The 24,555-nt window shown below is 67.7% G+C and carries 19 protein-coding genes; 7 read left to right on the top strand and 12 right to left on the bottom strand.

What is annotated here, in order from left to right; genetic code table 11:
• Positions 1-245: 245 nt before the first annotated feature.
• Positions 246-4,037: a M10 family metallopeptidase C-terminal domain-containing protein gene (locus RGD00_RS17670; RefSeq protein ID WP_310458599.1), complete on the top strand. Its 3,792-nt coding sequence runs from the start codon at positions 246-248 to the stop codon at positions 4,035-4,037.
• Between the two features lie 7 nt (positions 4,038-4,044).
• Here the strand turns inward: RGD00_RS17670 and RGD00_RS17665 are convergent, their stop codons facing one another.
• Positions 4,045-4,842, bottom strand: coding sequence for an ABC transporter permease (locus RGD00_RS17665; RefSeq protein ID WP_310458598.1), 798 nt, complete (start codon positions 4,840-4,842; stop codon positions 4,045-4,047).
• Between the two features lie 746 nt (positions 4,843-5,588).
• Here RGD00_RS17665 and RGD00_RS17660 point away from each other — a divergent pair.
• From RGD00_RS17660 to RGD00_RS17640, 5 genes are all read left to right on the top strand, one after another.
• Positions 5,589-6,692: a KpsE/RkpR family capsule polysaccharide export protein gene (locus RGD00_RS17660; protein ID WP_310458597.1), complete on the top strand. Its 1,104-nt coding sequence runs from the start codon at positions 5,589-5,591 to the stop codon at positions 6,690-6,692.
• Positions 6,693-6,699: 7 nt separating this feature from the next.
• Positions 6,700-7,359, top strand: a complete 660-nt coding sequence (locus RGD00_RS17655) for an ABC transporter ATP-binding protein (RefSeq protein WP_310458596.1) — start codon at positions 6,700-6,702, stop codon at positions 7,357-7,359.
• 187 nt (positions 7,360-7,546) lie between these two features.
• Positions 7,547-9,565: a glycosyltransferase gene (locus tag RGD00_RS17650; RefSeq protein ID WP_310458595.1), complete on the top strand. Its 2,019-nt coding sequence runs from the start codon at positions 7,547-7,549 to the stop codon at positions 9,563-9,565.
• Positions 9,566-9,579: 14 nt separating this feature from the next.
• Entirely contained in the window at positions 9,580-10,818 is a 1,239-nt protein-coding gene (locus RGD00_RS17645) for a glycosyltransferase family 4 protein (protein WP_310458594.1), read from the top strand.
• A 46-nt stretch (positions 10,819-10,864) separates the two neighbouring features.
• Entirely contained in the window at positions 10,865-11,890 is a 1,026-nt protein-coding gene (locus RGD00_RS17640) for a hypothetical protein (protein WP_310458593.1), read from the top strand.
• Between the two features lie 100 nt (positions 11,891-11,990).
• Here RGD00_RS17640 and RGD00_RS17635 read toward each other — a convergent pair whose 3' ends face one another.
• The 9 genes from RGD00_RS17635 to rfbC all read right to left on the bottom strand — a co-directional run bounded on the left by RGD00_RS17635 (position 11,991) and on the right by rfbC (position 20,539).
• The gene (locus tag RGD00_RS17635) at positions 11,991-13,229 is read right to left on the bottom strand and encodes a hypothetical protein (protein WP_310458592.1); all 1,239 of its coding nucleotides are present in this window, start codon (positions 13,227-13,229) and stop codon (positions 11,991-11,993) included.
• Positions 13,230-13,280: 51 nt separating this feature from the next.
• Positions 13,281-14,546, bottom strand: coding sequence for a rhamnan synthesis F family protein (locus RGD00_RS17630; RefSeq protein ID WP_310458591.1), 1,266 nt, complete (start codon positions 14,544-14,546; stop codon positions 13,281-13,283).
• A 78-nt stretch (positions 14,547-14,624) separates the two neighbouring features.
• Entirely contained in the window at positions 14,625-15,587 is a 963-nt protein-coding gene (locus RGD00_RS17625; protein ID WP_310458590.1) for a glycosyltransferase, read from the bottom strand.
• Positions 15,588-15,603: 16 nt separating this feature from the next.
• Positions 15,604-16,515, bottom strand: a complete 912-nt coding sequence (rfbA, locus tag RGD00_RS17620; protein WP_310458589.1) for a glucose-1-phosphate thymidylyltransferase RfbA — start codon at positions 16,513-16,515, stop codon at positions 15,604-15,606.
• Entirely contained in the window at positions 16,512-17,375 is an 864-nt protein-coding gene (rfbD, locus tag RGD00_RS17615) for a dTDP-4-dehydrorhamnose reductase (protein ID WP_310458588.1), read from the bottom strand. Before rfbD ends, rfbA begins: the two co-directional genes overlap by 4 nt.
• Entirely contained in the window at positions 17,372-18,088 is a 717-nt protein-coding gene (locus tag RGD00_RS17610) for a hypothetical protein (RefSeq protein WP_310458587.1), read from the bottom strand. Before RGD00_RS17610 ends, rfbD begins: the two co-directional genes overlap by 4 nt.
• Positions 18,085-18,897, bottom strand: coding sequence for a class I SAM-dependent methyltransferase (locus RGD00_RS17605; protein WP_310458586.1), 813 nt, complete (start codon positions 18,895-18,897; stop codon positions 18,085-18,087). Before RGD00_RS17605 ends, RGD00_RS17610 begins: the two co-directional genes overlap by 4 nt.
• Complete coding sequence (gene rfbB / locus RGD00_RS17600; protein WP_310458585.1) at positions 18,894-19,943, bottom strand: dTDP-glucose 4,6-dehydratase; 1,050 nt, start codon at positions 19,941-19,943, stop codon at positions 18,894-18,896. The genes RGD00_RS17605 and rfbB overlap by 4 nt, the downstream gene beginning before the upstream one ends.
• Positions 19,940-20,539 carry a dTDP-4-dehydrorhamnose 3,5-epimerase gene (gene rfbC / locus RGD00_RS17595; RefSeq protein ID WP_310458584.1) on the bottom strand — a complete coding sequence of 200 codons (600 nt, stop codon included), beginning with the start codon at positions 20,537-20,539 and terminating at the stop codon, positions 19,940-19,942. The genes rfbB and rfbC overlap by 4 nt, the downstream gene beginning before the upstream one ends.
• A 119-nt stretch (positions 20,540-20,658) precedes the next feature.
• On the opposite strand from rfbC, the gene RGD00_RS17590 reads away from it, so the two are divergent.
• Positions 20,659-20,994, top strand: a complete 336-nt coding sequence (locus tag RGD00_RS17590) for a hypothetical protein (protein ID WP_310458583.1) — start codon at positions 20,659-20,661, stop codon at positions 20,992-20,994.
• On the opposite strand, the gene RGD00_RS17585 is transcribed toward RGD00_RS17590, so the two are convergent.
• Together RGD00_RS17585 and RGD00_RS17580 are read right to left on the bottom strand one after the other, a co-directional pair.
• The gene (locus RGD00_RS17585) at positions 20,991-22,817 is read right to left on the bottom strand and encodes an SLC13 family permease (RefSeq protein ID WP_310458582.1); all 1,827 of its coding nucleotides are present in this window, start codon (positions 22,815-22,817) and stop codon (positions 20,991-20,993) included. The two genes, RGD00_RS17590 and RGD00_RS17585, sit on opposite strands and share 4 nt — an antisense overlap.
• 110 nt (positions 22,818-22,927) lie before the next feature.
• Entirely contained in the window at positions 22,928-24,463 is a 1,536-nt protein-coding gene (locus RGD00_RS17580; protein WP_310458581.1) for a sugar ABC transporter ATP-binding protein, read from the bottom strand.
• Positions 24,464-24,555: the final 92 nt, after the last annotated feature.

Here is a 24,555-nt window from a genome sequence, read left to right as displayed (position 1 = left end):
GTTCGGCAATCCGCTATTTCGCCCCCGGGCCGCCCGGCACCGGCGATACCGCGGGTGCCGGGCCCCATCTCTCTGACGCAGGGCGGGGGCAACGATCCGCTCCCGGCGGGTCCGGCCCGTCGCATTGTTCCGAAACGCCCCGTTTTCGCCCCATTCCCGGCCCCCCCTGCCCGCCGGCCCGGGCCAGTCTCTGCCCTGCACGGGGGTGCATGGGTTGGGGGCAGGAAATGGCAGTCTTTCGCCATATGACCACCTTTGCGGGTGGCATCACGAATTTCATCACCGGGATCACCGATCTCGAACTGGTCGAGACCGCGGCGGGGCTGCGGCTTTATGCGGTGACGCGGGCGGGCGGGGGGCTCAGCGCCTTTTCGGTCGATCCCGCGGGCGCGTTGGGGGTGCTGTCGCAGGAAAGCTATCGCAGCGGCGTGGGCCATCTGGGGGTGCCGCGGCTCGGTCTGGTGGATACGGCCGATGGCCGGCTGATCCTGCCGGTGGGGATGACCGGGGTTTCCGGCGCGATCTACCGGCTGGACGGCAGCGGGGCGATCGGGGCGCGGATCCGCCCGGCGGATGCATCGGGCTTTGCGGGCGATCTGGTTTCCGTCACCGCCGCCGGCATCGACGGCCGCCTTTACGCGTTCGCCGGGCGCGCGGGGCACGAGACGCCGGTAGTCTACGACCTGTCCGGCCCCGCCGCCAGCCTGCGCCAGATCGGCGGCCCCGCCGCCGCAGAAGCCCCGGCCCCCGGCGCGGCGCAGCCCGACCGGCTGGCCACCGCGCGGGCGGGCGGGGTGGATCTGCTGCTGGCCGCATCGGAATCCGGGCAGCGGCTGGCGGTCTACGGCATCGGCGCGAGCGGGCGGCTCGACCTTCTGTCGGTGACGGGGGTGGACAGCGGCATCGGCTTTTCCCTGCCCTCGGCGCTGGCGGTGGTGGAAACGGGCGGGGAAAGCTATGCGATCCTCGGCGCGGCGGGCAGTTCCTCGCTGACCGTGTTCCAGATCCGCCCCGACGGCACGCTGACCCCGCGCGACCATGTGATCGACAGCCTCGACACCCGTTTCCAGCGCCTGTCGGTGGTGGAAACGGTGACGGTCGGGGACCGGGTGTTCGTGCTGGCGGGGGGCGCGGATGACGGGATCAGCCTTTTCACCCTGCTGCCGGACGGGCGGCTTTTGCATCTGGGCAGCCTTGCCGATACCACCGGCACCACGCTGGCGAATGTCAGCGCCATCGCCGCGGCGGCGGGGGCGGGCGGGGTGCTGCGCATCTTCGTCGCCTCGGGCAGCGAGACCGGGGTGACGGCGCTGGAGGCCGCGATGGGCCCCCTTGGCGTGACGCGGACCGGCGGTTTCGGCCCCGATCTGCTGACCGGCACCGCTGGCGCCGACATCCTGTCGGGCAGCGACGGCGACGATCAGCTGTTCGGCGGCGCGGGCGACGACATCCTCATCGACGGCACCGGCGCCGACCGGATGACCGGCGGGCCCGGGGCGGACATCTTCGTGCTGACCCCGGACGGCGCGACCGACCATATCCTCGACTTCGAGCCGGGGCGCGATCGCATTGACCTGTCGGCCTACCCGATGCTACGCAGCCATATGCAGCTGCTGATCGAGACCACCGCCGAAGGCGCGCGCATCACGTTCCGCGACGAGGTGCTGGACATCACCAGCACCGACCGCAAGCCCATTCCCGTCAATGCATTCACCGATGCGGTCCTGTTCAACACCGCAAGATTTCAGGTCAGGGGGCCCGAGAACATGGTCTATGGCACCGCGCGCGCGGATCAGATGGCCGCGGGAACGGGGCGGGCGCTGCTGGCCGGATTGTCGGGCAACGACACGCTGATCGGCGGACCTGACAACGACACGCTGGAAGGCGGGGCCGGGGACGACCGGCTGGACGGCCGCGCGGGCGACGACAGTCTTCTGGGCCAGGGCGACAACGACTGGATCGCGGGCGGCCCCGGCAATGATTTCGCCGATGGCGGCGACGGCAACGATACCGTGTTCGGCGGTCTCGGGGACGACACGCTTCTGGGCGGGGCGGGCCACGACACGCTGGCCGGCGAGAGCGGCGACGACCTGCTGGACGGCGGCGCGGGGAACGACAGGCTGACCGGCGGGGCGGGGAACGACCTGATGACCGGCGGCATCGGCAACGACAGGCTCGATGGCGGCACGGGCGATGACACGCTCGATGGCGGCGAGGGCAACGACCTGATGCTGGGCGGCGACGGCCACGACACGATGGAGGGCGGCGCGGGGGCCGACCGGATGGACGGCGGCGCGGGCAATGATCTGATCCTGGGCGGCGACGGCCACGACTGGATCGCGGGAGGAGCCAACAACGACCACGCCGATGGCGGTGCGGGCAGCGACACCGTTTTCGGCGGCACCGGCGACGATACGCTCCTGGGCGGCGACGGCAACGACACGCTGAACGGCGAGGACGGCAACGACCTGCTGGACGGCGGCGCAGGCAACGACCGGTTGAGCGGCGGGCGCGACAATGACCTGATGTTCGGCGGCGATGGCAACGACCTGATGCTGGGCGGCGAGGGTCAAGACACGATGGAAGGCGGCGCGGGGGCCGACCGGATGGACGGCGGCGCGGGCGACGACAGCATCCTGGGGCAAGGCGACAACGACTGGATCGCCGCGGGCGCGGGCCACGATCTCACCGATGGCGGTGCGGGCAGCGACACCGTTTTCGGCGGCACCGGCAATGACACGCTCCTGGGCGGCGACGGCAACGACACGCTGAACGGCGAGGACGGCAACGACCTGCTGGAGGGCGGCGCGGGCAACGACCGGCTGAGCGGCGGGCGCAGCAACGACCTGATGTTCGGCGGCGACGGCAACGACCTGATGCTGGGCGGCGAGGGTCAAGACACGATGGAGGGCGGCACCGGGGCCGACCGGATGGACGGCGGCGCGGGCGACGACAGCCTTTTCGGCCAGGGGGACAACGACTGGATCGCGGGGGGGATCGGCAACGACCATGCCGACGGCGGCGAGGGCGACGACACCCTGTTCGGCGGCTTGGGCAACGATACGCTACTGGGCGGCGACGGGAATGATGCGCTGGCGGGCGAGGGCGGCCACGACCGGCTCGAAGGCGGCGCAGGCGACGACCGCATGACCGGCGGCGGCGGCAACGACCTGATGCTGGGCGGTGATGGCCGCGACACCATGTGGGGCGGCACGGGGGCCGACCGGATGGACGGCGGCGAGGGCGACGACAGCCTTTTCGGCCAGGGGGACAACGACTGGATCGCGGGGGGGGCCGGCAACGACCATGCCGATGGCGGCGAGGGCAACGACACCCTGTTCGGCGGCACCGGCGACGATACGCTGTTGGGCGGCAACGGCAACGACACGCTGAACGGCGAGGACGGCGGCGACCGGCTGGACGGCGGCGCGGGCGATGACCTGCTGAACGGCGGCAACGGCAACGACTGGATCGCGGGCGGCGCCGGCGATGACATCGCCGATGGCGGCGCGGGCGACGACACCCTCTTCGGCAGCCTTGGCAACGACACGCTCCGCGGCGGAGATGGCGATGACACGCTGAACGGCGAGGACGGCAACGACCTGCTGGAAGGCGGCGCGGGCAACGACCTTCTGAGCGGCGGCACGGGCGATGACCTGCTTCTGGGTGGCGTCGGCGATGACACGCTGATCGGCGGGCCGGGGGCAGATACGCTCACCGGCGGGGCGGGCAATGACGTGTTCGTGTTCCGCGGCCTCGCCGACAGCCGCGGGCGGCAGCACGACACGATCACCGATTTCACCCCGGGCGAGGACCGCATCGACCTGTCGGCCATCGACGCACGGGCCGATCTGGCGGGCGATCAGGCCTTCGTGTTCGTCGGCGACGCGGCCTTCACCGCCGCGGGCCAGTTGCGCGCGGCGCAGAATGGCACCGGCTGGCTGGTGCAGGGCGATGCGAACGGCGACGGGATCGCGGATTTCACGGTTCTCGTCGCGGGAGTGGCCGGGTTGACGGCGGGGGATTTCCTTCTCTGATCCCCGTCTATTCGTTGACGAAGGCCCGGTGGCTGCCGCGCAGCAGCGCCAGCCCCAGGGCCAGCGCCAGCGCCGAGATGCCGAATACGTAGAGCGGCGAGGTATAGGCCGCGTCATAGGTCGCATAGACGCCCGACCTGACGGTGCCGGTCACATGCACCAGCGGATTGAACCACAGGATCTGCTGGGCCGATTCCGGCACCGCCTCGAACGTGAAGAGGATGCAGGAAATGATGAACAAGGGCCGCGTCAGCACGCCCCAGGCGCGTTCCCAGGCCGGAAAGGCCGAGAACAGATAGCAGTTGAGCGTACCGAGCCCGAGCCCCAGTGCCGCCGCCATCGCAAAGCCCAGGAAGATCGGGGGAAAGGACAGGATCGTGCGGGTGTCGAACAGCGTCAGGATCCCGGTCAGGATGATATAGGCGACCAGCATCTGCGTCATCGACGTCACCAGGAACCGCCCGATCAGCGCATCGACGAAGGTCACGGTAGGATAGGCCAGCAGGGGCCGGGAAAACCGGATCGAGGTGGCGATCTTGGCGTTCAACTCGCTGTAATACATGAACGGCAGATAGCCGGTGGCGTAGAACAGCGGAAAGTTCACGCCGAGCGCCGGGGTGCGGAACATGTAGGAAAACACCACCGACAGCAGCGCCAGCGCCAGCACCGGTTCCAGCACCGCCCAAAGATAGCCGCCGGGCGAGCGGCCGTTGGTCGTCGACATCTCGCGCAGCATCAGCGCGGCGATGGTGCGCGGCATGCGGAAACGGCGCCTGGGGGCCACGTTCACGATATTCTCAGCCATCGGGATCTCCGTCCGCCAGCAACGGGTGCTGGAAGTTCCGGTGCCATTTATGTATGGATTTGCAGAACGAGGCAATTCACGCCGCGAGAGCAGAGGCCGATTTGAGCCAGTCATCCGATACCCCACGCACCCCCATCCCCCGCGCAACCGCGGAGGAAAGGGCCGAACGGCTCCGCCGCCGCGGTGCCGCGGGCACGGCGGGACCCGGGGCGCGGGCGGGCGACGAAGAGGCCCGTGGCGGGCGCAGGGCGCGGCTGGCCGGAGCCGCGGCACCGGCAGAGGGCACCGAAGCACGGGCCGCGGCCGTGACATCGCGGACAGGGGGACAGACAGGGGCGGGGGCTGCCGACACCCCGGCCCCCGCCGCGGCACCGCAGGCAACGGCCGGGCTTGCGCGGGGGGCGCCCCCCCCTGCCCCGGTATCTGCAACAGGACCACAGCCCCCGGCGGTCCCCCCCGCCGCGAGGGCGGCCCCGCAACCTGCGGCCACGCCGCCGGCGGGTGCCGCCAAGGCGGCCCCATCGCCCGGCACCGCCGTCCAGCCGGCATCGGCCGCCCCCGCCGCAGCGCCGGCGGCCACACCGCAACCGGCCCCCGGCGCGCCTGCGCTCCGCCCGCCCGGGGCGGCGGCGCCGGGTCCGGCGGCCTTTGCCCCGTCGCCGCCCGGCGGCCCGCGTCCGCCGCAGGCCCCGCAGCCCCAGGCCCCGCGCACGGCTTCCATCCGGCCGGTCGCGGCCGAGGCCCATATGCGCCCGCGCCATTGGGGCATCGCCGCCAGTTTCCTTCTGGCCGTGGTCGCGCCGATGCTGTGCATCGCCTTCTACCTCTGGGTGGTCGCGGTGGACCAATATGCCTCGACCGTCGGCTTTTCCGTCCGCAAGGAGGAATTCCAGTCGCCGCTGGAGCTTCTGGGCGGGGTCGGGCAGCTTTCGGGATCCAGCAGTTCGGACACCGACATCCTCTACAAGTTCGTGCGCAGCCAGGAACTGGTCAGCAAGATCGACGCCGCGCTCGACCTGCGGCGGATCTATGCGCGCGCCTGGCCCGAGGATCCGGTCTTCGCCTACGACCCCTCGGGCACGATCGAGGACCTGCTGTCCTACTGGGACCGGGCGGTGAAGGTCTATTACGACAGCGGCACGGGCCTTCTGACGCTGCGGGTGCTGGCCTTCACCCCGGAAGAGGCGCAGAAGATCGCGCAGGCGATCTTCGACGAAAGCAGCCGCATGATCAACGCGCTGTCGATGATCGCGCGCGAGGATGCGACACGCTACGCCAAGGAGGAACTGGACCGCGCGGTCGGGCGGCTGACGCTTACGCGCCAGCAGATGACCGAATTCCGCCTGCGCACGCAGATCGTCGATCCCTCGGCCGACATCCAGGGCCAGATGGGGTTGCTCAACACCTTGCAGGGCCAGCTGGCCGAGGCGCTGATCGAACTCGACCTCGTGCGCGAGACCGCGCGCGAGGGCGACCCCCGGATCCTGCAGGCGGAACGGCGCATCGACGTGATCCAGAAACGCATCGACGACGAACGGCGCAAGTTCGGCGTCGGCGGCAAGGGCCCGGGGGGCGAGGATTACGCGACCCTCGTGGCGGAATTCGAACGGCTGGCGGTGGAACAGCATTTCGCCGAAGAAGCCTATCGCGGCGCGATGGCAAGCTATGACGCCGCGGTGGCGGATGCGCAGCGCAAGTCGCGCTATCTGGCCGCCCATATCAACCCGACGCTGGCCGAACGGGCGCAATATCCCGAACGGCTCATCATCCTCGGCATCGCAGGGTTCTTTCTGCTGACCTTCTGGGCCACGGGGGTGCTGGTCTATTACAGCGTGCGCGACAGGCGGTGATCTGCCGATGATCCGGCTGGAAAACCTGACCAAGATCTATTTCGCCGAGGGCCGGCGCAAGACGGTGGCCGACCGCATCAACGCGGTCTTCCCCTCGGGCGTGTCGGTCGCGCTTCTGGGGCGCAACGGGGCGGGCAAGTCGAGCCTTCTGCGCATGATCGCCGGCACGATGGACCCGACCTCGGGCCGGATCGTGTCGGACGGCACGATTTCCTGGCCCGTGGGCTTTGCCGGCAGTTTCCATGCCGAGTTGACCGGGGCGCAGAACGTGCGGTTCATCGCACGGATCTACGGGGTCGACAGCGACGAGCTGATCGACTTCGTGCAGGACTTCGCCGAGATCGGCCAGCATTTCCACCTGCCGCTGCGCACCTATTCGTCGGGCATGCGGGCGCGGCTGGCGTTCGGCACCTCGATGGGCGTGCGGTTCGACACCTATCTGGTGGACGAGGTGACGGCGACGGGCGACGCGGCCTTCCGGAAGAAAAGCGCCGAAGTGTTCCTTGAACGGCTGTCGAATGCGGGTGCGGTCTTCGTATCGCATTCGATGGCAGAGGTGCGCCGGCTGTGCACGATGGCGGCGGTGATCGAGGATGGCACGCTGACCATGTACGACGATGTCGAGGCCGCGATCGCCCATCATGACCGCAACATGAAGACCGGATGACCAATCGGCGGGCAGCCGCCCACAGGGGGCCCGTGGCCATGCTTGACCCATCAGAGGGGGGCCGATACAACCCGCGATGTCGGGGTGATTATGCCGATTCCTGGTTCCGAGTTAGCAGCCCCCGAAAGCCATTTTCTGACGAATGATGCCGCCCCGGCGGCCAGTGATAAAGATATGGACGTGACCTATGAAGGCACCTGACCTGTTCCGCGGGTGGAAGAATCGCGATACCGAGCATCCCCCTGAGTCCCGGCACGACCTTACGCTCTTCCAGGTCGAAGTTACTGAAACGGTGCCTCCCCCCGACGCCGACGAACCCGGGCCGGAGATCGAGCCGGAACCGCAAGCAGCGCCGGAGATCCCGCCCGCAAGCGAATCGCAAGAAGCCGACGAACCGCCGCCGCGCCCCGATCCGGCCCAGGCCCCCCTGGTCTTTGCTCTGCCCGACACGGGCGCGTTGCGGCATTTCAAGCTCGATTACTTCTACCGTTGCGATACGCTGCTGGTCGCGGTCGGCTGGTGCACGATGCCGGGGCTGGTGCCGGGGCTCGCCTCGAACGGCGTGGCGATCAGGACCGAAGCCTTCCCGATGGAACGGCCCGATGTCGTCAAGTCCTACGCATTGGCCGACGACGAGGAACCGCTCGACCCGGACACCACCGGCTTCGTGCTGATCGGGCGGGCGGGCCCGGACGACCCGGTGGAACTGACCTGGACCGTCCCGGGGATGGACCCAGAGCGGAGCGACACGCTGCGGCCCAACAAGCTGCCCTTCAACAGCTTCGCCTTTGGCGTGATCGCCGACCGGCTTTTGGATATCTTCACCTCCGAACCTCCCGGCTCGCCGATCTGGAAATCGCTGCGCGCCGCGATCCCGCCGGTGCGCGGCGCCCCGCCGTCGCGGGCGCGGGCGCATTTCGACATCGCCTGCGCCACTGCGGACGAGGTGGGCGGCATGGCCAGCGGCTGGGTGCTGCATGCGCCCGACGTGCATGTCTGGCTCGAGGACGATCAGGGCCATGTGCAGACGCTCCACGGCGGGTATCGCCGCTACCGGCTGGACGTGCTGACCGCGTTCCCCGACATTCCGGCAACCGACGCCCATGTCGGCTTCTTCGCCCATCTGCCCGAGGCGCGCCCGGGCAATGTGCTGGCCATCTGGGCAGTTTCGCAGGAGGGCGCCTGGCCGCTGGCGCGGATGGCGGCATCGCCGCTGGTGTCCGACGTGAAAGAGATCTGCAAGCGCCTCGCCACCATCGAGACGCCGATGACCGATCTGGTCAAGCGCGCGGAATTCTTCGACGTGCCGATCCTGTCGCGGGCACTGGCGCTGCAACAGGCGCAGTGGGACCGCTATGACATCCTGTCGGTGGATCAGGGCGAACTGCCCGATGCGCCGCTGGTGTCCATCATCATCCCGCTCTATGGCCGGACGGATTTCGTGGAACACCAGTTGCTGGAATTCATCGACGATCCCTGGCTGCGCCGCAACGCCGAGTTGATCTATGTCATCGACGATCCCCGGCTGGTGGAGCCCTTCCGCAGTCAGGCGGACGAGTTGTTCAAGATCTACGGCATGCCCTTCCGCTGGATCTGGGGTCAGGTGAACCGCGGCTTTTCGGGCGCGAACAACCTGGGCGCCAGGGTGGCGCGGGGCGACTACATGCTGTTCATGAACAGCGATGTCTTTCCGGCCGGGCCGGGCTGGCTGCAAAAGCTGGTCCGCGTGCTGGACGACGAACCCGACATCGGCGCCGTCGGGCCCCGGCTGGTCTTTGCCGACGGCGGGATCCAGCATGCCGGCATGGTCAACCGCTGGCACGAACATCTGGGGATCTGGATCAACCACCATCCCCGCATGGGCTTCGACCCGGCCATGGACGACAACACCGGCCCGGTGCGCACGCCGCTGATCACCGGGGCCTGCGTGCTGATCACGCGCGCGACGCTGGACCGGATCGGGGGCTGGGACACCGGCTATGTGATCGGCGACTACGAGGATTCGGATCTCTGCCTCGCGCTGCGCGATGCGGGGCTGGCCGTCGCCTACCTGCCGGAGGCGCAGCTGGTGCATCTGGAACGGCAATCCTTCCGCCTGCTCGGCGAGGACAGTTTCCGCCTGCGCGTGACGCTGACCAACGCCGCCCGCCACCAGGTCCGGTGGCGCAAATACCTCGGCGCCGACGGCGCCGCGCCGCAGCAATGAAGGCCGCCCGAGACATGACCGCACATCGCATCCTGACCATCGCGCATGGCCACCCCGACTTTTCCAAGGGCGGCGGGGAACTGGCCGCCTACAACCTGCACAGGGCCTACAGCGCCGCCCCGGGGGTGGAGGCGACATGGTTCCTTGCCCGCGCCGAACGCGGCCGCGGGCCGAGCGGGCGCATCGTCCACCGGCGGGAAAACGAATTCCTGTGGGAACAGGGCATGCGCAGCTTTCACGAGATGAAGGCGCTCAACCAGTTCGAACTGCACGGCTATTTCACCGAACTGATCCAGACGCTGAAACCCACCGTGGTGCATGTCCACCACTATGTGTTCATGGGGCTGGAATTCCTGCGCATCATCAAGAAGATCGACCCCTCGATCAAGCTGGTGATGACGCTGCACGAATATATCGCGATCTGCGCCAATTCCGGCCAGATGGTGAAAACCGGCACCAACCGGCTGTGCTATGCCTCGGGCTACGACGATTGCCACCAGTGCTTTCCCGACAAGACGCCCGAGGATTTCTGGCTGCGGCGGCATTTCTTCGTCAAGTATTTCGATCTGGTGGACCAGTTCGTCGCACCCTCGGATTTCCTGCGCCAGCGGTATATCGACTGGGGCCTCGCGCCCGAACGGATCGTGACGATCGAGAACGGCCAGCCCCGGCGCGACCCCCTGCCCCCCCGCCCGCTGGCCCCCGGCGAGACGCGCAACCGGTTCGCCTATTTCGGCCAGATCAACCAGTTCAAGGGGATCGAGATCCTGCTGCGCGGCCTTGCGGGCATGACGCGCACCGAACGCAAGGGGATCGTGCTGGAAATCCACGGCGCGAACCTCGACGTGCAGACCCAGGACTTCCAGGACCGCATCAACGCCCTGCGCGCGCCACTGGAGGCCGAACGCACGCTCTACTGGATCGGCCCCTACGAGCCGCGCCAGATGACCGACCGGCTGCGCAACATCGACTGGGTGGTGGTGCCCTCGATCTGGTGGGAAAACTCGCCCCTCGTGATCCAGGAGGCGTTTGCCCACGGCCGCCCGGTGATCGCATCCGACATCGGCGGCATGGCCGAAAAGGTGGTGAATGGTGTCAACGGGCGACATGTGGACGTGGGCAATGCCCATGCCTGGGGCCAGACGATGAAATCGGTTGCAGCAGATACAGTGCAATGGGATAGGTTGCATCAGGGGATCAGCCCGCCGCTTTCGCACGAGGATTGCGCGGCGGCGCATCTGGCCCTCGTTTAACCCAGCAACACCGGGGCACCCAAGCCCCGGATACAGGTAAGGCGGCATGCAATCTGAACTGATCGTGCATATCGGCAACGGAAAGACCGGCACGTCCTCCATCCAGAAAACGCTTGGCGACAATTCCGAGGCGCTCGACCATCAGGGCATCCGCTATTTGGGTTACGCTCTCGAACGCAGCGAGAACCCGCGCTATGAATGGCAGGCCCCGTCGGAAGTGAACCTGCTTCTCGCGGCCGACCAGTTGGAACGGCGCCACAAGGAGCTGTTCGAGGTCCTTCGGGACGAGATGACGCTTCTGGCCAGCAAAGGCATCCCCCGCGCGGTCTGGAGCAACGAGGCCCTGTTCCAGCAAAATGCGACCGCGGTCCATGCGCTCAAGCTGCTGGAGGAAACCGGGGTCGGCATCCGTATCATCTGCTATGTGCGCCGGCACGACCACTGGGCGAAAAGCGCCTATGCGCAATGGGGCATCAAGCACAAGACCTATGCCGGCCCGGTCAAGCCGTTCGCGGAGTGGGTCCGTTCGCGCTCTCTGCATTTCGCGCCGGCGGTCGACGTCTGGGAAGCCCAGTTCGGCAAGAATTTCAACCTGCGCAATTTCGACGTGATCGGCGATGTCTCTGCCGATTTCCTGACCCAGATCGGGGCCGAAGGCATTGCGCCGCAGCGGGTCTATGAAACCCCCTCGCCCGAGGTGCTGGCGCTGTGGGCCTATTACAACTCGCAAAGTGTCGATCCGGTGCTGCCCGACAAGTTCCAGCGCGCCATGCGCAAGACCGGCGTCGATATTGACGAGCCCTCGCGCCTGCCCCCGATCGACAAGATGCTGCCCACCGATGCCGAACTGGCCGAGGTCCTGCGCCGCAACCGCCGCGACATGGAAGAGATCAATGCCGTGCTGGAACGCAAGGGCCAACCCGGGTTCGCCTTGGGCACCAAGCCACAGAAGCCGGTCGATGCCAGCCCCTGGGTCGTGGACCAGATGCTGCTGCAAATGATCTTTTCCTTGCAGGATCAGGTGGACAGGCTGCAAAGCAGGATCAGGAAGCTGACAGGCAACAAGGACTGATCCCTTGGCGTGGGCGGCCCCCGCCCTCCATCCAGGCGCGGAAATGGAAACGGGGGCCACAGGGCCCCCGTTTTTGCATCCATCGCTGCGCGCCGCCGTTTCAGGCGGCGGGGCTGCTCTGCCCCCGCGGCGAACGCTGGTCGTCCCGCTCCGCCTTGGCGGTTTCGCGTTCCGCCTTCTTGCGTTCCCGCTCCGTCTTGGCCGCCATGCGCAGGCTGCGCTGGCGCTGGCGTTCCTGGCGTTCCTTCTTGGTCATCTCGGCAGGTGCGGCCGACGCACTCTTGATCTCCGTTGCATCCGAATGCCGCGGACTCCGCATCGTCAGCTGATCCTGAAGCGCCTTGATATGGGCGCCAATCGCCTCTGCCAGAACCTCCAGTTGCGCGTTGGAAAAGAGATTCATCGAATCCTCCCTCCCCACCGCGAGCATGTCGGCATAATCGGCCTCGGTGCCGATACGATAGGCTTCGTCGGCAGGCACCTTTCCATTTAACTCGGACAGAAGCGTACCGATCCTGTCGAGGAACCGCTTCAGCCCCTCGGAAGACATCCCCGGGGTTTCCGAATCCACATCGGGCAGCCTGTCGCATAGCGGATCACTGATGAAGCGCGACGATTCCTTGCCCAGATGGCGCGTGAAGGCGCGCTGGAGTTCCAGTTCCGCATTGGTCATGGACCGATTCACCCGTTCCACGGGTGGGCGCACCAGCGCGTCCGGCGCAAGTCCAAGCCATTTTTCGACCAGCGGCAAAAGCGCGTCCGCATGGCGCGAATAGTTGTGCACCGTCAACTCTATCCCTTCTGCGGCAGCGGCGTCGAGAAAACCGACAACCGCGCTCGGGATCGAATAGTTCTCGCTGTAGGTATCGAGACTGTCGAGGAAGCCCGAACGTTTCACCGCCTGGTGGTAGCTGGAGATCATGTGGTCCATCGGGTCGCGGATGAACAGCAACATCTTGATCTTCGCGCCGGGGAAGGCCTCTCTGACCTCGTCGATCAGCCTTTCCTTGCGGAACAGCGCATGAAACAAGCCCTCGTTCGACAACAGGATGTCCGTAGTACCCGCCGGGGTCGGCACACGATCCAGCAGGTTCCGCAACGCGCCCGCCTCGGGCGCCATGTTACCGCTGCTGACATGTCCCGCGCGAGCACGGTCGTAAATACGGCGGTAAATGGGATAATGCAGCCCCACCGCGTCGAGTACCGGGACAGAAGCGGCCAGTGCCGACTGGATAAAACTGCTGCCCGTCTTGCCGTGGCCGACATGCAGCCAGACTGTCTGAATGCTCATGAAACTATCCTGCTTTGCGAAGGTCGGGCTGTGCGACCCTTTCTTCAAGTCTATTTCGGTTTGCCCCCCGGCGCAACTCTTGCAGGGTTGCGGGCCCGGTCAGATCAGCCCGCGCATGAAGGCCGCGCGTTTCCAGCCGATCAGCGTAGTGCCGCCATAGGGCCGTTCCAGCAGCAGGCGTTGCAGTTCCTCGCGCTCGGCCGGGGTCATCTGGCGGACGATGTTCTCGATGTCGAAGATGTTGAACATGCCCCGGTAAAGCCCGTCCAGCTTGACGATCGGCAGCCCCAGTTTCAGCAGCACCGTGGGGTTCTGGTGGATCTGGCTGCCGTCCATGAAGATTTCGGTCAGCAGCGCGACCGTCAGCGAATGGAGCTTTTCGGTCTCCATGGTCGAGCCTTCGACCAAGTGCCGTTCCAGCAGGTTCCGAAAATCCTCGACCCCGTTGACGTAGACGTTCTGGTTCAGCTCTTCGAGCTGGCTTTCGATCGAGACTTCCAGATCGCGCGTCCCATAGACCGGCATGAAAAAGCGGTCCTGGACGAATTTATAGATGAACTCCGGCGACAGCCGTTTCCAGCCGGTTAGATCCGAGGTCCGCCGGTTGCGGATGGTAAAATCCGCAAGGGAAGGGTCGTTGCGCAACGCCGTCAGGAAGCGCGAAGTGCCGTAAAGCGCCGAGAACTCCGATGGCGCCGACACGCACCGCTTGAGCGTGCGCGACAGCCGCATCTCGCCGCGCAGGATCACCAGCGGGCGAACGTCGGTCAGCCGGTATTGGCGCCAGTATTTGCGGAACAGGGCATTCCGCAGGATCGACCCAGCCATGGCGATGCAGAAGGACCCGAGGTGATATTCGATCTCGTAGTTCTCGGTGCTGCCCAGAACCTCGATGTCCGACCCCATCATGTCGTCGATGAACTTCGGCAGGCGGTCTTCCGAGAAATAGATGCTGTCGTTGAGCATCAGAAGCCGCGGGCAGGTCTTGTCCCAGCCGCGTTTCGCCAGATGCAGGAAGCCGGTCTTGTAGCTGCCGAAATCGCGGCCGAAGTTCGGACGCTCGATATAGCAGTCGGCCAGCCCCCGCAGGCTTTCGGGGTCGCGCAGTTTCAGCGTGTTGACCGCCAGCACGTATAGCCCCGCAGCCCGGGCGGCCTGTAGCAGGCGGATCACGTCGGGCCGCAGCACGCCCTTTTCGTAAAGCGCCAGCAGCATGATGCGCTGGCCGGCATACTCTGCCTCGAAATGGATTTTCGGCTTCTTTCCGAGTGCCTTGTACCAAGCCCGCGTCGATTGCAGAAACACGACCGTGAACGCAAACGGATAGAGCATCGCCATGTGGATGCGCTGGAAAATCTTCAGCATACTGTTCTGTCCTTGCGAACCCAAATCAACCGGGTTTGTTTATGCGAGCGCGCCGGCATTGTCCATCGCGGCGCCGGGTCAGATCCGGCCCAGCACGGCGGCGATCCAGAAGGCGAGATTGCCCGCCATCTGCTGCCGGTAGACCCCGGCGCGGCGCAGAAGCCGCCAGCGTTCGGCCGGGCCCGCGCTGCGCGCGCGGGCGAAATCGGTCAGCCGGGCCAGGTTTTCCGGCGTCAGCCGCTGGCGCGAGGCCATCAGCGCCGTGACATTGCGCGCGTTCCATTCGCGGTACCGCCCCTTGAGCACCATGCGCAGCCGCACCAGCCCCGCCAGCGGCGTATGGTTCGCGCCGATCATGTTCCCGCCGTGCTGGCGGTAGAGGACCTGCGGCGCCGGGTCGTAGATCACCCGCCCCCCTGCCCCGGCGACCATCTGGTAGATCCACCAGTCATGGCAGAAGATGCCCGCGCTTTCCCGGCTGGCCTGCTGCACCAGATCCAGCGCCGCGCGGTTGAGCATGATGGAATTGCCGCTGGCCATGTTCTGCACCAGCGCATTGGCGAAGGACGGCGGGCGGCGGAACGGGCGGCGCATCAGGCGGCGGCTGAGATCGGCGTTGCAGATATACCAGTGGCTGCAATAGAGCGCGGGCACGCCCTCGGGCACCGCCGCCAGCGCCGCCACGCCGCGGGCCAGCTTTTCGGGCAACCACACGTCGTCCTGATCCGACAGCGCGACGATCCCCGGCAGGGGCCCGGCCACGCGCAGCAGGTGCAGGAAGTTCTGGGCAAAGCCGCTGCGCGGCCCCTCGATCAGTTGCACATGGCGCCGCCCGGCCTGTCCGGCGGCGAAGTCGCGGATCATCCGGGGCCCGTCGTCGTCCGAGCCATCGTCGCTGACCAGAAGCGACCAGCGCGCATGGGTCTGCGCGCAGAAGCTTTCCAGTTGCGCCCCCAGATGCCGCGCCCCGTTGTAGAGCGCGAGCAGGATCACCACCTCGGGGGTGTCGGCCTGCGGCGGGGCTTCGGGCAACCGGGTCATCGGGGCGGCCTTCCCATCATCCCATCAGCGCGTTGAGGTATCTGCCGTATTCGTTCTTCGCGAACATCCTCGCGCGCGCCTTCAGGGCCTCGGCCGTGATCCATCCCTGTTGCAGGGCGATTTCCTCGGGGCAGCCGACCTGCATGCCCTGCCGCTGTTCGAGGGTGCGGACGAAATTCCCCGCATCCAGCAGGCTGGCATGGGTGCCGGTGTCGAGCCAGGCATAGCCCCGGCCCATCCGTTTCACCGCCAGCGTGCCCTCGCCAAGATACATTTCCAGCAGCGTGGTGATTTCCAGTTCCCCCCGCGCCGAGGGCTGGACCTGCCGCGCCTTGGCGGGCGCCGTGCCGTCGAGGAAATAAAGCCCCGTCACGGCATAGTTCGAGGCCGGGCGGGCGGGTTTTTCCACGATGGACCGCACCCGGCCCTCGGCGTCGAATTCCACCACGCCATAGCGTTCGGGATCCGACACGTGATAGCCGAAAACCGTGCCGCCCAGGGCCTGCGCATCGGCCTCGGCCAGCAGTTGCGGCAGGCCGTGGCCGAAGAAGATGTTGTCGCCCAGAACCATCGCAGAAGGCGCACCGGCGAGAAAATCCTCTGCCAGCAGATAGGCCTGCGCCAGCCCGTCGGGCGAGGGCTGGGGGATATAGGACAGACGCAGGCCAAGTTCGGCCCCGTCGCCCAGAAGCCGCTGGAACTGGGCCTGATCCTCGGGCGTGGTGATGACCGCGATCTCGCGGATGCCGGCCAGCATCAGCGCGCTGAGCGGATAGTAGATCATCGGCTTGTCGTAGACCGGCAGAAGCTGTTTCGACAGCCCCATGGTGATCGGATAGAGCCGCGTGCCGGAACCCCCGGCCAGGATGATCCCCTTGCGGCCCGAAATGCGGCCGGCGCCATGCGCGGAAGCGGGGGTGGGGGTCATGCTTTCTCTCCCAGGTCGTGCAGGATGTCGGCGAGGCCCGCGCGCCAGTCGGGCCGGGCGATGCCATAGGCTTCGGTCAGCGCCGCGCAGTCCAGCCGCGAATTGGCCGGGCGGCGGGCGGGGGTCGGGTAGTCGGCGGTGGCGATATCCGTCACCGCGACCTCCAGCCCCGCCTGCGCGAAGATCGCGCGCGCGAAACCGGCCCAGCTGGTATCGGGGGCGCCCGCGAAATGGAAGGTGCCGGTCACGCCCCGCCCCGCATGGAAGGCCGCGGCGATGGCCAGCAGCGCATCGGCGATGGCCGCGGCCGGGGTCGGCCCGCCCACCTGATCGGCCACCACGTTCAGCGCCCCGCGTTCGCGCCCGACGCGCAGCATGGTCTTGACGAAATTCGCCCCATGCGCCGACACCACCCACGAGGTGCGCAGGATCGCATGCGCCCCGCCCGCGGCGCGCACGCCGTCCTCGCCGGCCAGCTTGGACCGGCCATAGGCGCCGAGCGGGCCGGTCGGATCCCCGGGCCGCCAGGGCCGGTCGCCCGTGCCGTCGAAAACGTAATCGGTCGACACATGCAGGAACGGGATCCCCCGCGCCGCCGCCGCCCGCGCCATCGCGGCGGGGGCGGCGCCGTTGACCAGGGTCGCCGCGGCTTCCTCTGTCTCGGCCTTGTCCACCGCCGTCCAGGCGGCGGCGTTGATCACCGCATCGGCCTCCGCCGCCATGACCGCCGCCGCGCAGGCCGCGGGGTCGGCCAGATCCGCCCGGTCGCGGCCCAGGAAATCGGCCTGCCAGCCCACGGGCAACCGCCGCGCCAGTTCCGTCGCCACCTGCCCCGTGCGGCCGAATACCAGAAGCTTCATTGCGCCATCCTTTTCGTCGTCCTTCCGGCCGGTCTTGTCGGCCCGCCCTCGGACGGGTTCAGCCACCAGCCGCAGGCGGGTTGCAGATCCGCCAGCCCCGCCGCGCGCAGCACCGCCGGCAGGATCGTCCCCTGCGCCGCCATTTCGGCATCGTAGTCGATACAGGCGGTGGGGCCGATCCCCTCCCAGAAACTGCGGATCGCCTCGCGGTCGAAATACCAGGCGGCGGTGATCCGGCTGGCCTCGGGCTCTGCCGCGATCCGTTCGGACAGCCCCATCCGCTGCAACTGCGCCAGCCAGGATTGCCGCCAGGCCGCTTCCTGCCGCAACACGAGGATCGGGCGGATCTCGTCGAACACTCCGCCCAGTTCCGTGCACAGGGCCGCAGCCTCGGCCGGGGTGCGCAGAAAGCAGAAAGCCTCGGTGCTGATCAGATGGGTCGCGCAGGCCGATCCGCGCACCCCCTGCCGCCAGGCCGCCAGTTCCCCGGGGCCCCAGGCCGCGCCTGCGGGATCCTGCAACCGCCGCGGCGTCCGCAACCCGGGGCGGATGAACAGATGCGCCAGCCCCGCCAGATTGGCGCGGCCGCGGGCGTCGAGCGCCGGTTCCACCCCGCGCGCCCGCAGGTCCGCCGCCTGATGCGTCAGCACCGCCTGCACCGAGGTCGTGCCCGTCTTGTGGGTGCCCACATGCAGGTAAAGGCGCCGTGTCATGCGCGGTCCCCGTCCGCCTCGCCCGTTCCGGTCTTGCCGGGCGCCGCCAGTCCCGTCCCGGCCCCGCCCGGTTCCGGGGGTTCCGCCGGGCCGTTGCGGTGGGCGGCGGCGATCCAGGCCCGGGCGCGGGGCCAGTCGATCAGCGGCAGGCTGCGCCAGCGGTCCAGAAACCAGTCGAACCCCGCCTCGGGCAGGCCCGCCACGGGCGGGGAAAGCCCCGCATCCCCCGCCCCCGGCTTGCGGCGCACCACCCCCACGCCGTGGTCGATGGCCACGATGCGGAAGTCGAGCCCCTCGCTCGCCATCAGGTCGAAGGCCACCTTCCACACATCGCCGGTCCATTCGCCCTGCAAGCGCGGGACATGCGCCTGTTTCCAGTCCTGCGGCAGCAGGTCGTGCAGCAGGATCCAGCCCCCCGGCGCCAGCGCCGCCAGCGCATGGATCACGTCGCGGCGGATCTGGTCGTATTCGTGCAGCCCGTCGATGAAGATCACGTCGAACTGCCGGTCGTTGCCGGCGAAGAACGCATCCGAGGTCATCCGCCGGTTGCCGCCCTGCACCGGATCCACCCCGGTCTTTTCGGACAGCGGCACCGCGTGGAACAGCACGTCCTTGTCGCAGCCGATTTCCAGATAGCGGCAGCCGGGCCAGTTCCACACCACCCGGTTGACCAGCGCCACCCGGTTGAAGGGCGCCCGCGTCCAGTCCCAGGGCATCCGGCCTTCCACCGCCGCGCCGGCATGGCGTTCCATCAGCGCCGTGCGGCCCCGGTCGTTGAGATAGTCCCAGGACAGCAGCGGATCGCTCATGCCTTCACCCCCAGACGTTCGCCCACGCCCCGGCGCCCCTGCAACGCGCGCCACCATGGCGCGTTGTCGAGATACCAGCGGACGGTGCGCTCCAGCCCCTCTTCCACCGTGACCGAGGGCTGCCAGCCCAGTTCGGCGCGGATCCGCGCGGCATCGATCGCATAGCGGGCGTCATGGCCGGGGCGGTCGGTCACGAAGGTGATCTGGTCGGCATAGGACCCCCCGGCCTTGGGCCGCAGCCGGTCGAGGATCGCGCAGAGGGCGCGCACCAGTTCGAGGTTCGTGCGCTCGTTGTCGCCGCCGATGTTGTAGCTGCGCCCGACCTGCCCCTTTTCCACCACCAGCAGCAGCGCATCGGCGTGATCCTCGACGAACAGCCAGTCGCGGATATTCGTGCCGTCGCCATAGATCGGCAGCGGCTTGCCCGCCAGCGCGTTGAGGATGATCACGGGCACCAGTTTCTCGGGGAAATGGAAGGGGCCGTAGTTGTTGGAACAATTGGTCAGCACCACCGGCAGGCCGTAGGTTTCGTGCCAGGCGCGCACCAGATGGTCGCTGGCCGCCTTCGACGCCGAATAGGGGCTGCGCGGGTCGTAGGGCGTGTCTTCGGTGAACTTGACCGACGGGTCGGGGGGCAGCGACCCGAACACCTCGTCGGTCGAGATATGGTGGAAACGGAACCCTGCGGGCCGGCCCTCGCGGGTCCAGTGTGCGCGCGCGGCCTCCAGCATCTGGTAGGTGCCGGTGATGTTCGTTTCGATGAAGTCGCCGGGCCCGTCGATGGACCTGTCCACATGGCTTTCCGCCGCAAGATGCATCACCGCATCAGGGCGATGCGCGGCGAAGATACGGTCGAGCGCGGCGCGGTCGCGGATGTCGGCATGTTCGAAAACGTAAAGCGGGCTGTCCGCGACCGAGGCCACGTTGTCGAGGCAGGCGGCATAGGTCAGCGCGTCGAGGTTCACCACATGGTGCCCCCGCGCCACCGCGAGCCGCACCACCGCCGAACCGATGAACCCCGCGCCCCCCGTCACCAGGATCTTCATGCCAGCGCCTCCAGCCCCGCGGAATAGGCGAAGGGGCCCGCATAGCGGAACGGGTTGTCCAGATCGCGCAGCAGGGGCGCCGCCCGGTCCTTGTCCGACAGCACCGCATCGCCCGGCGCGATCCCCCAGTCCACGCCGATGCCGGGGTCGTCAAAGCGCACCGCACCGTCGCAATCGGGCGCGTAGTAGTCGGAGCATTTGTAGATCACTTCGGTGTCGGGTTCGCGCGTGACGAAGCCGTGCAGGAACCCCGCCGGGATCAACAACTGCCGCCCGTCCTCGGCCGACAGTTCCACCCCCACCCATTTGCCATAGGTCGGCGAGCCCACCCGGATATCCACCGCGACATCCAGGATCCGCCCGCGCCCCACGCGCACCAGCTTGGCCTGCGCATGCGGCGGGCGCTGGAAATGCAGGCCCCGCACCGTCCCCACCGTGCGCGACAGCGACTGGTTGTCCTGCACGAAGTCCAGATCGACCCCCAGCCCCGCCAGAACGCGCCGGGACCAGGTTTCGGAAAAATAGCCGCGCGCATCACCAAAACGACGCGGAACGAAAACAACAACACCGTCCAAAGCCGTGCCAAAGATACGCAAAACCGCCCTCCGCCATCAAAATCCCGTCCACATATGCTACATCACGCGAAAAGACGCCAGCAGAAGCCCCCGCCGCGGCGCAATCGGGGGGCGAAATTTTCCCGCGCTGCGGACGAAGGATGCGGGCGACGCTGCGAACGAACCCGCGCCGAAAGCCGCGGATGCAACCGCAGGAAGAGGAATTTTCCTGCAACCTCAATCCCTTGCAAGCCCCGCGCAGGACACCCCGCCCCCGATGCTGCACCGCGGCGGATTTTTGCCTGCGGCGGCGCGGCATGGCAGGAATCTGCCACCGCCCGCGCTGCCGGTGGCGCCAAGGGGGCCGTGGTGTCACACTCGGTCCTGCGGCCATGTCGCCGCATCGAAAGGAGAAACCCATGAAGGGCATCATTGCCTGGCTGCTCGGCGTTCCGATCGTGGTCATCATCCTGCTGTACGTGACCGGGATCTTCTAGGCCCCGAACGGAAACACCAGCGGCACCAGCGCCACCGCCACCACCAGCACGATCACGGCGAGCGGCAGGCCCACGCGCAGGAAATCGGCGAAACGGTAGTTGCCGGGGCCGACGACCAGCATGTTGACCGGCGAGGACACCGGCGTCAGGAACGCCGAGGATGCCGCCAGCGCCACCGTCATCGCGAAGGGCCAGGGCGAAACCCCCAGTTCCGCCGCGACCGCCAGCGCCACCGGCCCCACCAGCACAGCCGTCGCGGTGTTGGAGATGAAAAGCCCCATGACCACCGTCAGCACGAACACCGCCGCCAGCGCCGTGCGCGGCCCGGCGGTGCCGATCAGCCACATCATCCCCTCTGCCGCCAGCGCCACCCCGCCGGTGGCCTGCAGCGCGGCGGAAAAGGGCAGCATCCCCACGATCAGCACCAGCGTCTGCCAGTGGATCGCGCGATAGGCCCCCGCCATGTCGATGCAGCCGAAGAGGCCAAGAGCCAGACAGCCCGCCAGCGCCGCCAGAACGTTCGGCACCACGCCGCTGACCATCAGCACCACCACCCCCGCCAGGATCGCCACCGCCGGCAGGGCGCGGCCCGGGGCCTCGATCACCTCGTCGAGTTCCGCCGGCAGGCTCAGCACGATCAGGTCGCGCCGCCGCATCAGGTTGCGGATCGCCTTCCACGGCCCGACCGCCAGCAGGATGTCGCCCACCCGCATCGGCACCTCTGCCACCGGCCCCTCGACCGGCCGGTTGTCGCGGCGCATCCCGACGATGGCGAGCCCGAAGACGGACCGGAACCGCACCGCCACCGGGCTTTGCCCCACCAGCGGCGAGTCGGGGGGCAGCATCAGTTCCACCATGCCGATGTCCTGCGCATGGTCGCTGAAATACCGCCCCGACATCGGCAGCCGCGTCAGGTCGAGGCTGGCGCAGATCCGGTCCACATCCGCGCCCTTGCCGATCACGTCGAGAAACAGCACATCCCCCGGCTGCAACACGGTATCGGCGGCGGGATGGATCAGCCGCTGGCCATAGCCCGCGCGCCGTTCGACCCCGAGGATGTTCACGCCCTCGGTCGCGCGCAGCGACAGCTGGTCGAGCCGCCGCCCCGCCAGGGCCGAACCCGCGCCGATGCGGATACGGAATTCGCGGTCTGCCAGCCCGTAGGCGTCGATCCAGTCGGCCAGCCGCGGCCGCCCGCCCGGCGCCGCCACCGCCCCGCGCGCCAGCCAGCGGCGCGCGACCAGCATCCACCCGATCGCCAGCGCCAGCACCGGCACCCCGAAGGGCGTGAAGGCGAAAAAGCCGAAACCCGCCAGCCCCTCGCGCCGCAGCAGGCTGTCGATGACAAGGTTCGGCGCGGTGGCGACCAGCGTCATCATCCCGCTGATCAGCGCCGCGACCGACAGCGGCATCATCAGCCGCCCGGCGGGAATGCCCGAATGGGCCGCGATCCGCAGCACGATGGGGATGAAGATCGCGACGACGCCGGTAGAGCTCATGAACGCGCCGATCCCCGCGACCAGCACCATCAGCAGCACGATCAGCCGCGCCTCGGACGCACCGGCGGAACGCATCAGCAGATCGCCCACCCGCTGCGCCACCCCGGTGCGCACCAGCGCCTCGCCCACCACGAACAGCGCGGCGATCAGGATGACGTTGGGGTCGCTGAACCCCGCCAGCGCCGCATCGACCCCGATCACGCCGGAAAGGGGCAGCGCCACGACCATGATCAGCGCCACCGCATCCATCCGCGGCCGGTTCAGCGCGAACATCCCGATGGTCGCCAGCAGCAGCGCCAGAACGATGCCCAGATCGGTGGTCATGCGCGCCTCCTGCTGCCGCAAGCCGCGCCAGTACCGAAGATCGCCCGCGATTTCAACGCTGCCGGACGGCGCCGGGAAAGAATGGCAATCCGGCAGGGCGCGCCATGCCCTCAGTGGATCGCCGCGTACATGATACTTTCCTCGGTCGCCTCGATCGGGTCGAATTCCTCGACCACCCGGCCGGCATGGGTTACAAGGATCCGGTCGGACAGGTTCAGGATCTCCGGCAGGTAGGAAGAGATCAGCACCACCGCCATCCCGTCATCGGCCAGCTGGTTGATGAACTGGTGGATTTCGGCGATGGCGCCCACGTCCACGCCGCGCGTGGGTTCGTCGAAGATGATCAGCCGGGGCCGCTGCAACAGCGCCTTGGCGATCACCACCTTCTGCTGGTTGCCCCCCGACAGTTCGATCACCTTGGCGGCGTCGCTGATCGCCCGGATCGACAGGCGCTGTTTCCAGAATTCGTAAAGCGTCCGCGCCTCGGCCAGGTTGATGAGCGGCGCCCCCCGCGTGGCCGCCAGCTTGCTGACCAGAAAGTTGTCGCCGATCGACATGGTTTCGAAGAACCCCTCGACCTTGCGGTCCTCGGTCACATAGACGATGCCGTCCCTGACGGCGCTGCGCGGCACGCGGTAGCGCACCGGCCGGCCGTCCAGCAGCACCTGCCCGCCGTAGAAGAAGTTGCGCTTCAGCAGGCCCGAGACGATCTTGGCCGTCTCGGTCCGGCCCGACCCGATCAGGCCGAACATGCCGGTGATCTGGCCGGCATAGACGGTGAACGAGCTGTTGCGCACGATCCGTCCCATCGACAGGTTGCTGACGCTCAGCCGTTCTTCGCCGCGCTGGCGCAACTGCCGGTCGGCATGGCCGTAAAGCTCGCCCGACAATTCGCGCCCGACCATCGAGCGGATGATGCGGTCGCGGTCGAAATTCGCCACGTCGTCGGTGACGACATGCTGCCCGTCGCGCAGGACGGTGATGCGGTCGGCGATGTCCAGCGCCTCTTCCAGCGCGTGGCTGATGAAGGTGATCGAGATCCCGCGTTCCCGCAGCCGCGAGATCAGGGCGAAGAAATGCCCCTTTTCCTCCGGCGTCAGCGAGGCGGTAGGTTCGTCGAAAATGATGATGCGGGCGTTCTGGCGCACGGCGCGGGCGATCTCGACCATCTGGCGCTTGGCGGCGCCGAGGGTGGACACCATGGCCAGCGGATCGACGTCGAAGTTCAGCGAGTTCAGAAAGACCTGCGCCGCGATGTTCAGCGGCCGCATCCGGTTGAACGCCTTTTCGTCGCCCAGAAACAGGTTCTGCGCCACGGTCATCGAGGGCACCATGCTGGTTTCCTGAAACACCATGACGATGCCCAACCGCCGCGCATCCATCGGCGAGTTGATCGTCACCTTCTGCCCGTTCAGGAAGATCTCGCCCCGCGTGGGGGTGGTCACGCCCGACAGCATCTTGGTCAGCGTCGACTTGCCGGCGCCGTTCTCGCCCAAAAGGGCATGGCATTCGCCCTCGCGCAGGGTGAAGGTGACGTCGCGGATCGCAGGGACGCCGTGGTATTCCTTGGTGACGTTGCGCATGACCAGCAGGGCATTCGCGGCCTGCGTCCGGGTTTCACGCGACTCTGTTGCAGCGATATTCATCTCGGGCCGCCCCTCTCTAGGTCATGTTGACAAATGGCGGAGCCAGAGGCGGATCGACGTGATGTCGATGAAGCCCAGGAAGCTTTCGGCGG

The sequence above is a fragment of the Ruixingdingia sedimenti genome (assembly GCF_031432425.1).
In the GTDB taxonomy this organism is placed as follows: Bacteria; Pseudomonadota; Alphaproteobacteria; order Rhodobacterales; family Rhodobacteraceae; genus Ruixingdingia; species Ruixingdingia sedimenti.
Note: the sequence above shows the minus strand (reverse complement) of the source record. Positions and strands in the feature narration are given on the sequence as shown.